Here is a 13,116-nt window from a genome sequence, read left to right as displayed (position 1 = left end):
GCTACCGCTCCCCCAACGCGACGAGACGATCGGCCAGTTGCGGTGCCGACGGCCGCTCCAGTGCCTCGACGACCCGGCCGTCGGCCATCACCAGTGCCCGGTGCGCGCGGGCCGCGGCGGCCGGGTCGTGGGTGACCATGACCACCGTCTGGCCGAGATCGTCGACGAGTGCCCGCAGCAGGCCGAGTACCTGATGGGCGCTGCGCAGGTCCAGCGCACCGGTCGGCTCGTCCGCGAAGACGACGGCGGGCTTCGCCGCCAGCGCCCGTACGACGGCGGCCCGTTGCTGCTGCCCGCCGGACAGCTCGGCCGGGCGGTGCGACAGCCGGTCGGCCAGCCCCACCCGCCCGGTCAGCGTGCGCAGCCAGTCCCGGTCCGGGCGCCGGCCGGCCAGGCGCAGCGGCAGCGTGATGTTGTCCTCGAGGCTGAGGGACGGGATCAGGTTGTACGCCTGGAACACGAACCCGACGCGCTCGCGGCGCAGTTCGGTCCGGCGGGTCTCGTTCAGCCCCGAGATCTCCTGCCCGTCGATGCGGACAGTGCCCGACGTCGGGGAGTCCAGCCCGGCGGCGCAGTGCATCAGGGTGCTCTTGCCGGAGCCCGAGGGCCCCATCACGGCGAGGAACGTGCCGTGTTCCACGGTCAGCGACACGTCGTCGAGGGCCCGTACGCCGCCCGGGTAGGCCCTGGCGACGTGGGCCAGCGCGATGGCGGGCGCCCTGCGCGCGGTGGCCGTCGTGGGGGCGCTGCTCACCGCCGTCCCCGCAGGCCGCGCACGACGAGGCTCCCGGCGGCGAGCACGGTGACCACGCCGCTGGCCAGGTGCACCGCGGTGGGGGCGCCCGCGAGGGAGGCGGCCATGTTGGCGACCGCGCTGACCACGACGACGGCCCACAGCACCGTGCGCAGGACGTCCCCGCGGGAGACGGCGTCCGGGCCGTCGCCGGGGGTTCGGGGTGTGCTCAGGCGGTAGGGGTCCTGGTGCGTCATGGCTGCGCCTCCGTCGGTGTCGCTCTCGGTCGCCTCCGACGCTAGGGACCGCGCCCCCGTCCGGCCGATCCCGTGGGCGCCCGGACCGAGGTACAGCAGGCTGTACTCTCCGGCTCCGTACGCGTCACCGGGGCACGGGGCGGCATAGGGTCGGACACGCCGCGGTGCGGTGAGCGGCTCGGAGCGCCGCGGGCCGGAGGGAGACGGGCGGATGACGGTGCCGATCACATCCTTGCGGGAGACCGCCGTACGGACCCTGCGATCCGCCGGTGCGGCGATCGGGCAGCTCGTCGGCGGGTTCGGTACGGCCGTCCTGGCGCTGGGCGTGCTGGCGCTGCTGGCCGTGGCGGCCGTGACCGCGCCGGCCGGCGTGGGGCTGCTGCTCGCCCCCCTCGCCCTGCGCGCCCTGCACGCGCTCGCCCGCCGGGAACGCGAGCGCCTGTCCCGCCGCGGCACCGGGATCGTCCCGCCCGATCCGCCGCCCACCCGGCTGCGGCCCGCCCTGGCCGACCCCACCACCCGGCGCGAGCTGAGCTGGCTGGTCCGGCACGCCACGCTGGGGTTCCTCCTGGGCCTGCTCGGTCTGCTGCTTCCTCTCTTCGCCTTCCGGGACACCACGTTTCCGCTGTGGTGGCGGCTGGGCCCCGGGGACGCGACGACCACGTCGGTGGGCGTCGGCACCGCGCACACCTGGCTCGACGCGGTCGCGGCGGTCCTGCTGGGCGTGGGCTGGATCGCGATCGTCGTGGGCCTGGGCCCGGGGATGGCGCGACTCCAGTCCGGCCCGGCGCGGCGGTTGCTGGCGGCCGGTCCGGACACGGACCTTTCGCTGCGGGTGGCGGAACTGACCGCCACGCGGGCGGCGGCTCTGGACGCGCACGCCACCGAGCTGCGCCGGATCGAGCGGTCCCTGCACGACGGGGCGCAGAACCGGCTGGTGTCGGTGACGGTGCTGCTGGGCGCGGCGCGGCGGATGGCGGCGCGTGATCCCGCCGGGGCGGACGAGCTGCTGGAACGGGCGCAGTCCGCCGCGGAGCAGGCCTTGGCTCAGCTGCGTTCGGTGGCGCGGGGCATCCTGCCGCCGGTACTGGCCGACCGCGGGCTCGCGGGGGCGCTGTCGGGGCTGGCGGCGGACTGCGGGGTGCCGTGCCGGGTCGAGGCGGACGCGTCGGAGCGGTGTGCGGCGGCGGTCGAGGCGACGGCGTACTTCGTGGTGGCGGAGGCGTTGACGAACATCGCGAAGCACAGCGGCGCCGAGCGGGCCTCGGTCACGGCCCGGGCCCGTGGGGGCCGGCTGCGCCTGGTGATCGAGGACGACGGCAGGGGAGGCGCCGACGAGGACGGCGGCTCGGGCCTGACCGGTATCCGCCGCCGCGTCGCGGCACTGGACGGCACCCTCCGCCTGACCAGCCCACCCGGCGGCCCCACCACCCTGGAGGTGGACCTCCCCTGCGGGACATGACCCGCGGCGGGGGACGCGCCCGGCGGCCGGTACCGGCGCCCGTGATCCCGGTGGAATCTGTGCTCGCCGTGACAACTCTCCTGCCGGCGTGATGGGAGTTCAGGTGGGGGCGGGCCCCTGGAGCGCGGGCTGAACGCCGAAGGCCGGCCGCGGGCCGCCGGCCGGCTCGACGACGACCGGCACCCGACGCGAGTACTTGGGCGGGGCGGCCGGGCCGATCGGCGCCGCACCCGGATTTCTCCGCTCCCTCGGTGGGGCGGCACCGAGGGAGCGGCGCGACGGAGGAAAATCTCATCCCGGTGAAACAGGTATTCGCCGCACGCCGGAAAAAGTATCCGTCCGCAGAATGCCATGCTTTCTTCGGCGATTCCTTTGCCGGGTTGCCGATTCATTTCATGCTAGGCTGGACATCAGTTGCAGTTGTGGTTGCCATATGCGTTACCGGTTTTCCGGGCAGGTGATCATCGCAGCGATGGGAAGGCTCGCACAGTGCGGGTCTCCAGCACTGCCTAGGAGTAAAAGACATGGCTTCCGGTACCGTGAAGTGGTTCAACGCCGAAAAGGGTTTCGGTTTCATCGCGCAGGACGGCGGCGGCGCCGACGTCTTCGCCCACTACTCGAACATCGCCGCCCAGGGCTTCCGCGAGCTGCAGGAAGGCCAGCGGGTGAACTTCGACGTCACGCAGGGCCAGAAGGGCCCGCAGGCGGAGAACATCGTTCCCGCGTAACACGCGCGAACCACGCATCGAGGGCCCGCACCGCACGGTGCGGGCCCTCTGCGTGTGCTCACCAGCCGGTCGCCAGCAGGTGGTTGAGGAGCAGCGCCAGCACCGCCTGCGCCGCCAGCCAGCCGCGCGGACGGGTCAGGAACGCGCCGGCCGGGAGGAGCCACAGGGCGAAGGGGAGCCAGATGCGCTCCGTCTCCGCCTTGCTCATGCCGGACAGGTCGGCGGCCAGCAGGGCGAGCAGCCCGGCGGCCACGAGGACCGCCAGCCGCACCTCCTCGACGCGCACGCCCGCGCTCCCGGCCCGCACGCCCCCCGTGCTCTCGGCGTGCACGCCCCCCGTGTCCTCGCCCCCCGTGTCCTCGGCGCGCACGCCCTCGGCGCGCCGCCGGACCAGTACGCCCCCGGCCCGCCGCAGGCCCGCCACCGTCGCCAGGCCCGTGATCAGCACCGTGCAGGCGAGGTTGGCCCACACCCAGTAGCCGTAGGGGCGGATCCCGCCCGCGCCCTCGTAGTAGCGGGTGACCAGCAGGTGGTACGCCTCCCACCAGTCGAACCCGGCCGCCGTGAACGCCACCGGCACCACCGCCGCACCCGCCAGCAACGGCACCAGCAGCACCGGCCGCTGCCGCACCCCGCGCCGGCCGAGCAGCAGCACCGCCGCCGCGAGCACCGCGAACAGCGTCAGGCCGTACGACAGGTAGCAGGTCAGCCCGAACAGCAGTCCCGAGCCCGCCGCCCACCACGGCGAGCGTCCGGTGACCGCGAGGGCCAGCAGCGCCACGGCCCACGCGGCGACCGCCGCGAAGTAGCCGTCGGCGGACGTGCCCGCCCACACCGCGGCCGGTGCCAGGACCAGGAAGGGCGCCGCCCGCCGGGCGAGCCGCTCGCCGGCCAGTGCCCGTACCGCCACCAGTACCGCCACGCACCCCGTCGCGCCCACGGTGATGGTGAAGGCCCCGGCCCAGCCCCCGCCGCCGAGCCCGATCCGGTCGAGCAGTACGTAGGTGAGCGTGGCCGCCGGCGGGTGACCGGCGATGTGGGCGGGCCAGTTGTCGGGGGAGTGGAGGAGGATGTGCCCGGTGAAGTCGCGCAGGGTCGCCGGGATGTCGTGCCAGCGGTCGATGACCGAGAGGTACTCGAGGCGGGTCGTGAGCCGGCCGGCGACGCCCCGGTGCCAGCCGTCGATCAGGGCCAGCGACCAGACCCAGGCCATCGCCGCACCCCAGGCCGCGGGGAGCAGCGCGCGCCACGGCAGCCGGGCGGCGACGCCGGGACCGTACGCCACGGCCGCCGCCGCGACCACGACGGCGGCCGGGGTGCCGGGGCCCAGGTGCGGGTCCCAGCGGCCCAGCAGGGGCGGCCAGCCGACGATCAGGTCGTCGTAGGTGAACAGGTACCGGCCGATCAGGACGGCGGCCGTCACGAGCAGCACGGCGGCCGCGGCGGTGTACAGGTCGTGGGGAACGGAGCGCAGGCGGTTCACCTCGGCACCGTAAGCCGGGAGATCGCGCGCCGGGCGGCGCACATGGCGGACGTCAGCGTTTCGTCATGGGTCGCGGACCGTCCGGAGGGCCGGTCCCGGCCTACGGTCGGGAGATGCGCGACCTCGCCCCACGGCTTCCTTCCTCTCCGGGCTTCTGGCGCAGCCCGCTGCGCGGCCCCTGGTTCACCTCGGTGCTCGGCCTCGTCCTGCTCGTCGGCATCACCGTGCTGTTCCTGACCGGGCTGCTCTCGTACGCCGCCTACAACCCCGGCCTGTCCCCGGTCAACGACAAGACCCCCGACAAGGGGCTCCTCGGCTTCTACCTCTTCGCGTGGCCGACCGGCCCCGTGTGGCTGTACCGCCTCACGCAGGGCGTCCACGTCACCCTCGGGCTGGCCCTGATCCCGGTGCTGCTGGCCAAGCTGTGGTCGGTGGTGCCGAAGCTGTTCACACTGCCGCCGGTCCGCTCGCTCGCCCACGCGCTGGAGCGGATCTCGCTGCTGCTGCTGGTCGGCGGCGCGCTGTTCGAGTTCGTGACCGGTGTGCTCAACATCCAGCTGGAGTACCTGTTCCCGGGCTCCTTCTACCCGCTGCACTTCTACGGTGCCTGGGTCTTCTTCGCCGCGTTCGTGGCCCACGCCGTGCTGAAGGTGCCGGCCGCGCTGCGCAACGTCCGGCGCATGCGCGACGAAGGGCGCACGCCCGCCGGGGACACGGAGGACCCGGACGGACTGCGCTCGGCGCGGCCCGACGCGCCGACCGTGTCGCGGCGCGGGGCGCTGTGGACGGTCGGCGGGGGCTCCCTGCTGCTCCTCGCGACCGGCTCCGGGCGCTCCTTCGACGGGGCGGCGCGTGCGACGGCCGTGCTGGCACCGCACGGCGGGGCCGAACCGGGCGGCGGCCCGAACGGCTTCCAGGTCAACAAGACCGCCGCCTACGCGGGCATCGACGCGGCCGAGACACGCGAGGACGCGTGGCGGCTCGTCGTCGTGGGCCGCACCGGCACGGTCCGCCTCGGCCGCGCCGAGCTGCTTCGACTGCCGCAGCACAGCGCCGCGTTGCCCATCGCCTGCGTCGAGGGCTGGTCGACCTCGGACCAGTGGTGGCGCGGGGTGCGGCTGCGGGACCTCGCCGCGCTGGTCGGCTTCGACGGCGACCCGCCGGACGTGTTCGTCGAGTCCCTCCAGCGGCGCGGCGCCTTCCGGCGCGGAGCCCTGCGCGCCAACCAGGTGGCCGACCCGCGCTCCCTGCTCGCCCTGTCCGTCAACGGCGAGCCGCTGAGCCCGGACCACGGTTACCCGGCGCGGACCATCGTGCCCGCCGCGCCCGGCGTGCTCAACACCAAGTGGGTGGCCCGGATGACGTTCGGAGAGCTGGGATGAACCTCCTGCGCAGGCCCCGGCCGCGGCCGTCGCTGCCGTCGTTGCGGCCCGTGATCGGCAGCCCTTTCCAGATCCTCCTGCTGGCCTGCTCGTTCGCGCTCGCGGGCTACGCCGGAGTGCGGCTGCTCGCCGGCGACTGGCTCGGCGTGGCGCTGTGGTTCGTGGGGGCGGCGCTGCTGCACGACCTGGTGCTGCTGCCGCTGTACGCGGTGGCCGACCGGGCCGTCGTACGCGGGCTTGGTGCGGTGCGCCACCGGGAGTCGGCGCTGTACGTGCGGGTCCCGGCCGCGTACTCCGGGCTGCTTCTGCTGGTGTGGTTCCCGCTGATCAGCGGCCGGGTGGACGCGCGTTACCGGTCGGTGGCCGCGCTGTCGGCCGAGGGCTTCCTCACCCGCTGGCTGCTGATCACGGCCGTGCTGTTCGGCGGCTCGGCGCTGCTGCTCGCGCTGCGGCTGCTGCGCAGTGCGACGAAGCGGCGCTCCCCCGAGGCCCACTGACCGGCCGTCCGCCAGCCGGCGGCACCCGCGCGCCTCAGCAGGGCGCGGGTGCCGATCCGCGCCCAGGGGAACGGGCTGCCGGAGGCGTGGGCGTCGGCGTCGGTGACGTCGACGACCTGTACGTGGGCGCGCTCGTCGACGTCGGCCGGGGCCGTCTCGGCGATCAGCAGACCGCCGGGTGCCAGCAGGGCGGCGACGCGGGCGAGCAGGGCGCGGGGGTCGCCGCCGATACCGATGTTGCCGTCCATGAGGAGGACGGTGTCCCAGCGTCCCTCGCCGGGCAGCGGCTCGAACACGGAGCGCCGCAGCGACTGCCCGCCTAGCCCCACGGTGCGGGTCACGGCGGCCTCGCTGACGTCGATGCCGAGGACGGTCCGGCCCCGGGCGGCGAGTTCCGCCACCAGCCGGCCGGGTCCGCAGCCCACGTCGAGCACGGCGCCCTCGCAGCGGTCCAGCGCCTCCAGGTCGACCGCGTCGGCCCGCGCGCACCAGCGCTCCACCTCCAGGGGCAGGAGCCATCCGTCGGTACGGCGCAGGAACAGCGGCCCGTGTCCCGACCGCAGGGCGGCGGCGTAGGGGTCGGAGGCGTCCCAGGCCTGGGAGGCGGGGAGCGCGGAGCGCAGGCCGGCGTCCGCGGGCGCGGCCTTCACCGGCTCGCCCGCCGGTCCGTGTCCGCGCACGCCGCCAGCCGGTCGGCGAAGCGGCCGTGCGGCGCCAGAGCGGCGACGGCGCGGGCGTCGGCGGCGGTGTCGACGTCGCGCAGGGGCGGCAGGTCCCGTACCCGCAGTCCCGCCGCCGTGAGCCGCTCACGCTGCACGGCCCCCGTCACCGGCGTCGACATGGGCACGCCCCGCAGCAGAGCGGGCGCGGGGCGGGCCAGGCCCAGGGCCCAGAAGCCGCCGTCCTCGGCCGGACCGAACCAGGCGTCGCAGTCGGAGAAGTCCACGTCCAGGAGGTCCGGCGTCACCTGCGGGGTGTCCATCCCGATCAGCAGGGCCGGGCCCGCGCAGCCCGCGAACGCCTCCGCGAGCCGTGCGTCGAGGCCGCCCGCGCACTGCGGGACGACGTCGAAGCCGGGCGGCAGCCAGCGGCCGGGGGCGCCGTCGAGCACCAGTACCCGGCGCCGCGCGGGCGTCGCGGCCACGGCGGTCAGGGTGTCGGCGAGGGCCGCCTCGGCCAGCGCGGCCGCCTCGGTGGGGGTGAAGGGCGGGGTCAGCCGGGTCTTGACCCGGCCGGGACGCGGCTCCTTGGCGATGACGAGGAGAGTGGTCGTGGCGGTCACCTCGGACTCCCTTCGCGGACCGGGCCGCGGACCGGCGCCTCGGCCAGGACGCGACGCATGTCCCGTACCGCGTGCCAGGTGCCGCGCCACGTCCCGGTCACCTTCGAGGCGCCGGTGCGGGGCAGGTAGGGCACGTCGTGCTCGGTGATCCGCCAGCCCGCGTCGGCGGCCCGCACCACCATCTGGAGCGGGTAGCCGCTGCGCCGGTCGGTGAGGCCGAGGGCGAGCAGGTGCTCGCGCCGGGCGGCGCGCAGCGGCCCGAGGTCGTGCAGCCGCAGTCCGGTGCGGTGGCGCAGCATCCGGGCCAGGGCGAGGTTGCCCGCGCGGGCGTGGGCGGGCCACGCGCCCACGCTCTGCGGGCGCCGGCGGCCGAGCACCAGGTCGGAGGTGCCGGCGCGGATCTCCCGTGCGAAGGGCGTCAGCAGGGCCGGGTCGAGGGAGGCGTCGCAGTCGCAGAAGCAGACGATGTCGGCGGACGCGGCGGTCAGCCCGGCGTGGCAGGCGGCGCCGAAACCGCGGCGCGGCTCGGTCACCACCGTCGCGCCGAGCGAGCGGGCGAGGTCCGCCGAGCCGTCGGTGGAGCCGTTGTCGACGACGAGCGCACGCCAGCCGGCCGGGATGCGGGCCAGGACCCAGGGGAGGGCTCCGGCCTCGTTCAGGCAGGGGAGTACGACGTCGACGTCCGGAGCGTGCGAGGTGGTCACGGCCCTCACCCTACGAAGCGGAATCGGACGAATCGGGTTCCCACTCCTTACGAAACACGGACGTCGCGGGCCCGGCCGCGCCCGGGAGGGGCACCGGCGCGGGGGCGGTGCGACGCTGGGGGAATGCAGCAGCCCCACGAGTCCGCTCCCGCGGAAGCGTCCCCGGCCCCGCCTCCGGGCGGTTCGCCGTCCCCGGGCGGTTCGGCGTCCCCGGCCCCGTCTCCGGATGGTTCGCCGTCCCCTGGCGGCGGTTCAGCGTCTGCGGATGGTTCGGCGTCTCCGGGCGGTCCGCCGTTCCCGGGCGGTTCGGCGTCTCCGGGTGGTTTGCCGTCTCCGGGCGGTTCGGCGTCTCCGGATGGTTCGCCGTCCCCTGGCGGCGGTTCAGCGTCTGCGAACGGTGAGCCGTCTCCTGGCGGTTCGCCGTCCCCGGGCGGGCGCCCGGCCGTCCCCGCCCGGATCCTGGTCGTCGACGACGACCCCACCGTCGCGGAGGTCGTGGCCGGCTACCTCGACCGCGCGGGTTACCGCGTCGACCGGGCCGACGACGGTCCGGCCGCGCTCACCCGGGCCGCCGCGCACCGGCCGGACCTGGTGGTCCTCGACCTGATGCTGCCCGGCATGGACGGCCTGGAGGTGTGCCGGCGGATGCGCGGCCAGGGGCCCGTGCCGGTCATCATGCTGACCGCCCGGGGCGACGAGGACGACCGCATCCTCGGCCTGGAGGTCGGCGCCGACGACTACGTGACCAAGCCCTTCAGCCCGCGGGAACTGGTGCTGCGGGTGGAGTCCGTACTGCGCCGCACCCGGCCCGCCGCGGCACCGCGCCCGCCGTCCGCGGCCGGTCTGACCGCCGACCCCACCGCTCGCAGGGCCACCAAGGACGGCACCGAACTGGCCCTGACCCTCCGGGAGTTCGATCTCCTCGCCTTCTTCCTGCGGCACCCGGGGCGGGCGTTCGCCCGGGAGGAGCTGATGCGCGAGGTGTGGGGCTGGGACTTCGGCGACCTGTCCACCGTCACGGTCCATGTCCGCCGGCTGCGCGGCAAGGTCGAGGACGACCCGGCCCGGCCCCGGCTGATCCAGACCGTGTGGGGCGTGGGCTACCGCTTCGACCCGGCCGGACGGGAGGCGGACTGACCATGCAAGACACCCTCCTCATCGCCCTCTACGCCTTCGCCGGCGCCGCCGCCGCCGGCCTGGCGGGCGCGGCCGTACTGCGGCTGATCCGGCGGCGCTCGCTGACGGCGTCGCTGGCCGTGGTGGCGGCGGTCGCCGTCCTCGCGATGCTCGCGGGCACGCTGGCCGTCGCGTGGGCCATGTTCCTTTCCCCGCACGACCTGTCCGTCGTCACGACCGTCGTGGCGATGGCGGCGGTCGTCTCGCTGGCCACCGCGCTGCTGCTGGGCCGCTGGGTGGTCGCCCGGAGCCGCGAACTGACAATCGCGGCACGGGCGTTCGGCGACGGCGGCGGTTACGCGGCGCCCACCACACCGGCGACCGCCGAACTGGACGCGCTCAGCCGCGAACTGGCGGCCACCAGCGCCCGGCTCGCGCAGTCCAGGGAGCGGGAGCGCGCTCTGGAGACCTCCCGGCGCGAGCTGGTCGCGTGGATCTCGCACGACCTGCGTACCCCGCTGGCCGGTCTGCGGGCCATGTCCGAGGCGCTGGAGGACGGGGTGGCCGCCGACCCCGACCGCTACCTCCGCCAGATCCGCACCGAGGTGGAACGCCTCAACGACATGGTCGGCGACCTCTTCGAACTCTCCCGCATCCACGCCGGCACGCTCCCCCTCGCCCCGGCCCGGATCTCGCTCTACGACCTGGTCGGCGACGCCCTCGCGGGCGTGCATCCGCTCGCGCGCGAGCAGGGTGTACGGCTGGTCGGCGACGCCGTGGCGGCGGTGCCCGTCGAGGTGGACGGCAAGGAGATGAGCAGGGTTTTGGGCAACCTGCTGGTCAACGCGATCCGCCGTACCCCCGCCGACGGCACGGTCGCGGTCGCCGCCGAGCGGTCCGCCGACGGCGTGGTGGTCTCCGTGACCGACGGCTGCGGAGGCATCCCCGAGGAGGACCTGCCGCGCGTGTTCGACACCGGGTGGCGCGGCACCCACGCTCGTACACCACCGGCCGGCGCGGGCCTCGGTCTCGCCATCGTCCGCGGCATCGTGGAGGCCCACCGCGGGCACGCCTCGGTCCGCAACATCCCCGGCGGCTGCCGCTTCGAGGTGACGCTGCCCCTGGCGGAGGCCTGAGCCCGTGACGGCGCCCGTGGTGGTGGCGGAGGCCTGAGCCCGTGACGGCGCCCGTGGTGGTGGGGAGTTGCGGCTGCTGTCGGTGGGTTCACTCGCCGCGTAGTCCCGCGTGGGCGAACTCCCGCATGCCCTCCGCGAATCCCACCCGGGGCCGCCAGCCCAGCTCGGACCGCAGGCGCGCGGAGTCGGCGGTGATGTGGCGGACGTCGCCGAGGCGGTACTCGCCGGTGACGACGGGCTCCGGGCCGCCGTACGCGGCGGCCAGGGCGGTGGCCATCTCGCCCACCGTGTGCGGCTCACCGCTGCCGGTGTTGCGGGCGTTGAGGGTGCCGTCCGGCAGCCGCGCCTCCAGGGCCGCGACGTTCGCCGCGGCCACGTCCCGCACGTGCACGAAGTCCCGGCGCTGGCGGCCGTCCTCGAAGACGCGCGGGGCCTCGCCGCGGGCCAGTGCGGAGCGGAAGAAGGAGGCGACACCGGCGTACGGGGTGTCGCGGGGCATCCGGGGGCCGTACACGTTGTGGTAGCGCAGCGACAGCGCCGTCGCGCCGGTCGTCCGGGCCCAGGCGGCGGCCAGATGCTCCTGGGCCAGTTTGGTCGTGGCGTACACGTTGCGCGGGTCGGCCGGGGCGTCCTCGCCGACCAGCCCGGGGGACAGGTCCGCGCCGCACTCCGGGCACACGGGCTCGAACCGGCCCGCGTCCAGGTCGGCGACGGCGCGCGGCCCGGGCCGCACCACCCCGTGCCGTGGACACGCGTACCGCCCCTCCCCGTACACCACCATCGACCCGGCGAGCACGAGCCGCCGGACGCCCGCCTCCGCCATCGCGGTGAGCAGTACGGCGGTGCCGAGGTCGTTGCGCGAGACGTACTCCGCCGCGTCGGCGAACCCGTTGCCAAGGCCGACCATCGCCGCCTGGTGGCACACGGCGTCCACGCCCGCCAGCGCCCGCGCGACGGCCGCCGGATCGCGCACGTCGGCGCCGGGGTCCTCGCGGACGTCGTAGCCGACGGGCTCGTGCCCGTGCTCCCGCAGGGCCTCCGCGACGTGGGACCCGATGAAACCGGCACTGCCGGTGACCAGTACGCGCATGCGCCCACGCTAGGCCCGCGGGCGCGCCGGGCCGGGTGGCGCGACCGGCACGTCACGGGTCCGTAAGAAGCGGGTGCGGTCATCGCCGAGGGTGACTTTGCCGTTCCTTTGCAACCCGCTCGGTTCCCGCCTCGTCTCTCCGTCCGATCCGCAGCACATCCGCGCGGCGCGCCGACGCGCCGACGCGCCGACGACCGGAGAGAGCGACCCGATGCGCCGAACCATCCTCAGTGCCGTGGCCCTGGCCTGCACCGCCGTACTGGCGGGCACCGTGCCCGCGTTCGCCGACGACCCCACCCCGGCCCCCTCCGTCCCCGCCGAGCGGGCCCCGAGCCCCGGCACCGGACCGACCGATGCCCCCGCGCCGTCCGCCAGTGTCCCGGCACAGGAGCCGGGCCAGACGCCGGCCCCCGCGCCGGCCGACGGCCAGGTCTCCGTCGTGCCCGAGGGCGCGGCCGACACCGGAGTGGCGGCGCCGTCGTCCTCCGGGACCGACGAGGGGCTCGTCGGGGCGGGCGCCGGCGGGGTGCTCCTCGCGGGCGGCGCGGTCCTCTTCGTCGTACGCCGTCGACGGGCGGCGACCGGGGCGTGACCCGGCGTCCCTGGCCCGCCCCCGCCCTCGCCCTCGCCGCCGCGCTGGCCGCGCTGGCCGTGCTGCTCGCGGGCTGCGGCGGCGGCCAGGAGGACGAGGCCGCCGCCCCTCCCGCGACCGGCGCGACCTCGCCGCCGCCCGCGCAGGCCCCGGCGAAGCCGGTGCGGCCCCTGGCGCGTTCGGTGCCGGTGGGGCTGCGCATCCCGGCCATCGGGGTCGACACCCCGGTGCTGCGGCTCGGGCTGGCGCCGGACGGCACGGTGGAGGTCCCGCCGGTCACGCACGACGACCGCGCCGGCTGGTACCGGCACTCGCCGACCCCGGGGCAGGTGGGTCCGTCGGTCCTCCTCGGCCACGTCACGGTGGGCGCCTACGGGGACGGCGTCTTCCGGCACCTCGCACGGCTGCGCCCCGGCGACCGGATCGAGACACGCCTGGAGAACGGCACGACCGCGCGGTTCACGGTCACCGCCGTGCGGACGGTCTCGAAGACCGGGTTCCCGACGGACGACGTCTACGGGGACGTGGCCCGACCGGAGTTGCGGCTCATCACCTGCGGCGGCCCGCGCGACGGCGAGGAGTACCGGGACAACGTCATCGTCTTCGCCGGACTGAGCGCCACCACGGCCGCCCGGCGCCCTGCGGGCTCCTGAC

The 13,116-nt window shown here is 75.7% G+C and carries 14 protein-coding genes; 7 read left to right on the top strand and 7 right to left on the bottom strand.

Translation table 11 applies throughout. The features are described 5' to 3' along the window. Window position 1: 1 nt before the first annotated feature. Together ACGFYH_RS15650 and ACGFYH_RS15645 are read right to left on the bottom strand one after the other, a co-directional pair. Window positions 2–754, bottom strand: a complete 753-nt coding sequence (locus tag ACGFYH_RS15650) for an ABC transporter ATP-binding protein (RefSeq protein ID WP_393803664.1) — start codon at window positions 752–754, stop codon at window positions 2–4. After that, a complete protein-coding gene (locus ACGFYH_RS15645; RefSeq protein ID WP_393803663.1) occupies window positions 751–990 on the bottom strand; it encodes a hypothetical protein in 240 nt (79 codons plus the stop codon). The genes ACGFYH_RS15650 and ACGFYH_RS15645 overlap by 4 nt, the downstream gene beginning before the upstream one ends. Before the next feature lie 211 nt (window positions 991–1,201). On the opposite strand from ACGFYH_RS15645, the gene ACGFYH_RS15640 reads away from it, so the two are divergent. Both ACGFYH_RS15640 and ACGFYH_RS15635 read left to right on the top strand, forming a co-directional pair. After that, a complete protein-coding gene (locus tag ACGFYH_RS15640) occupies window positions 1,202–2,452 on the top strand; it encodes a sensor histidine kinase (protein ID WP_393803662.1) in 1,251 nt (416 codons plus the stop codon). 524 nt (window positions 2,453–2,976) lie between these two features. Next, window positions 2,977–3,180 carry a cold-shock protein gene (locus tag ACGFYH_RS15635; RefSeq protein WP_393803661.1) on the top strand — a complete coding sequence of 68 codons (204 nt, stop codon included), beginning with the start codon at window positions 2,977–2,979 and terminating at the stop codon, window positions 3,178–3,180. A 58-nt stretch (window positions 3,181–3,238) separates the two neighbouring features. Here ACGFYH_RS15635 and ACGFYH_RS15630 read toward each other — a convergent pair whose 3' ends face one another. Beyond that, window positions 3,239–4,663 (bottom strand): hypothetical protein, encoded by a 1,425-nt coding sequence (locus ACGFYH_RS15630; RefSeq protein ID WP_393803660.1) that lies wholly within the window; start codon window positions 4,661–4,663, stop codon window positions 3,239–3,241. 113 nt (window positions 4,664–4,776) lie between these two features. Here ACGFYH_RS15630 and ACGFYH_RS15625 point away from each other — a divergent pair, with 113 nt between their 5' ends. Beyond that, the gene (locus tag ACGFYH_RS15625; RefSeq protein ID WP_393803659.1) at window positions 4,777–6,045 is read left to right on the top strand and encodes a molybdopterin-dependent oxidoreductase; all 1,269 of its coding nucleotides are present in this window, start codon (window positions 4,777–4,779) and stop codon (window positions 6,043–6,045) included. 349 nt (window positions 6,046–6,394) lie between these two features. Here the strand turns inward: ACGFYH_RS15625 and ACGFYH_RS15620 are convergent, their stop codons facing one another. From ACGFYH_RS15620 to ACGFYH_RS15610, 3 genes are read right to left on the bottom strand one after another with little or no spacing between them, the layout of a single operon-like run. Then, a complete protein-coding gene (locus ACGFYH_RS15620) occupies window positions 6,395–7,192 on the bottom strand; it encodes a class I SAM-dependent methyltransferase (protein ID WP_393803750.1) in 798 nt (265 codons plus the stop codon). Continuing rightward, the gene (locus ACGFYH_RS15615) at window positions 7,189–7,824 is read right to left on the bottom strand and encodes a DUF2064 domain-containing protein (RefSeq protein WP_393803658.1); all 636 of its coding nucleotides are present in this window, start codon (window positions 7,822–7,824) and stop codon (window positions 7,189–7,191) included. The genes ACGFYH_RS15620 and ACGFYH_RS15615 overlap by 4 nt, the downstream gene beginning before the upstream one ends. Beyond that, a complete protein-coding gene (locus ACGFYH_RS15610) occupies window positions 7,821–8,537 on the bottom strand; it encodes a glycosyltransferase family 2 protein (protein ID WP_393803657.1) in 717 nt (238 codons plus the stop codon). The genes ACGFYH_RS15615 and ACGFYH_RS15610 overlap by 4 nt, the downstream gene beginning before the upstream one ends. A gap of 447 nt (window positions 8,538–8,984) precedes the next feature. Between ACGFYH_RS15610 and ACGFYH_RS15605 the strand changes: the two genes are divergently transcribed. Both ACGFYH_RS15605 and ACGFYH_RS15600 read left to right on the top strand, forming a co-directional pair. Next, window positions 8,985–9,665: a response regulator transcription factor gene (locus ACGFYH_RS15605; protein WP_393803749.1), complete on the top strand. Its 681-nt coding sequence runs from the start codon at window positions 8,985–8,987 to the stop codon at window positions 9,663–9,665. 2 nt (window positions 9,666–9,667) lie between these two features. Further along, a complete protein-coding gene (locus tag ACGFYH_RS15600; protein WP_393803656.1) occupies window positions 9,668–10,780 on the top strand; it encodes a sensor histidine kinase in 1,113 nt (370 codons plus the stop codon). Between the two features lie 88 nt (window positions 10,781–10,868). Here the strand turns inward: ACGFYH_RS15600 and ACGFYH_RS15595 are convergent, their stop codons facing one another. Continuing rightward, window positions 10,869–11,870 carry an NAD-dependent epimerase/dehydratase family protein gene (locus tag ACGFYH_RS15595; protein WP_393803655.1) on the bottom strand — a complete coding sequence of 334 codons (1,002 nt, stop codon included), beginning with the start codon at window positions 11,868–11,870 and terminating at the stop codon, window positions 10,869–10,871. A 211-nt stretch (window positions 11,871–12,081) separates the two neighbouring features. Here ACGFYH_RS15595 and ACGFYH_RS15590 point away from each other — a divergent pair, with 211 nt between their 5' ends. Both ACGFYH_RS15590 and ACGFYH_RS15585 read left to right on the top strand, forming a co-directional pair. Next, window positions 12,082–12,462 (top strand): sortase-dependent protein, encoded by a 381-nt coding sequence (locus ACGFYH_RS15590; RefSeq protein WP_393803654.1) that lies wholly within the window; start codon window positions 12,082–12,084, stop codon window positions 12,460–12,462. Then, window positions 12,459–13,115: a class F sortase gene (locus ACGFYH_RS15585; protein ID WP_393803653.1), complete on the top strand. Its 657-nt coding sequence runs from the start codon at window positions 12,459–12,461 to the stop codon at window positions 13,113–13,115. Before ACGFYH_RS15590 ends, ACGFYH_RS15585 begins: the two co-directional genes overlap by 4 nt. Window position 13,116: the final 1 nt, after the last annotated feature.

It is taken from the genome of Streptomyces sp. NPDC048392, assembly GCF_043200575.1.
Lineage (GTDB): Bacteria > Actinomycetota > Actinomycetes > Streptomycetales > Streptomycetaceae > Streptomyces.
The sequence above is the reverse complement of the archived record's forward strand: the minus strand, read 5'-3'. Positions and strand labels throughout refer to the sequence as shown.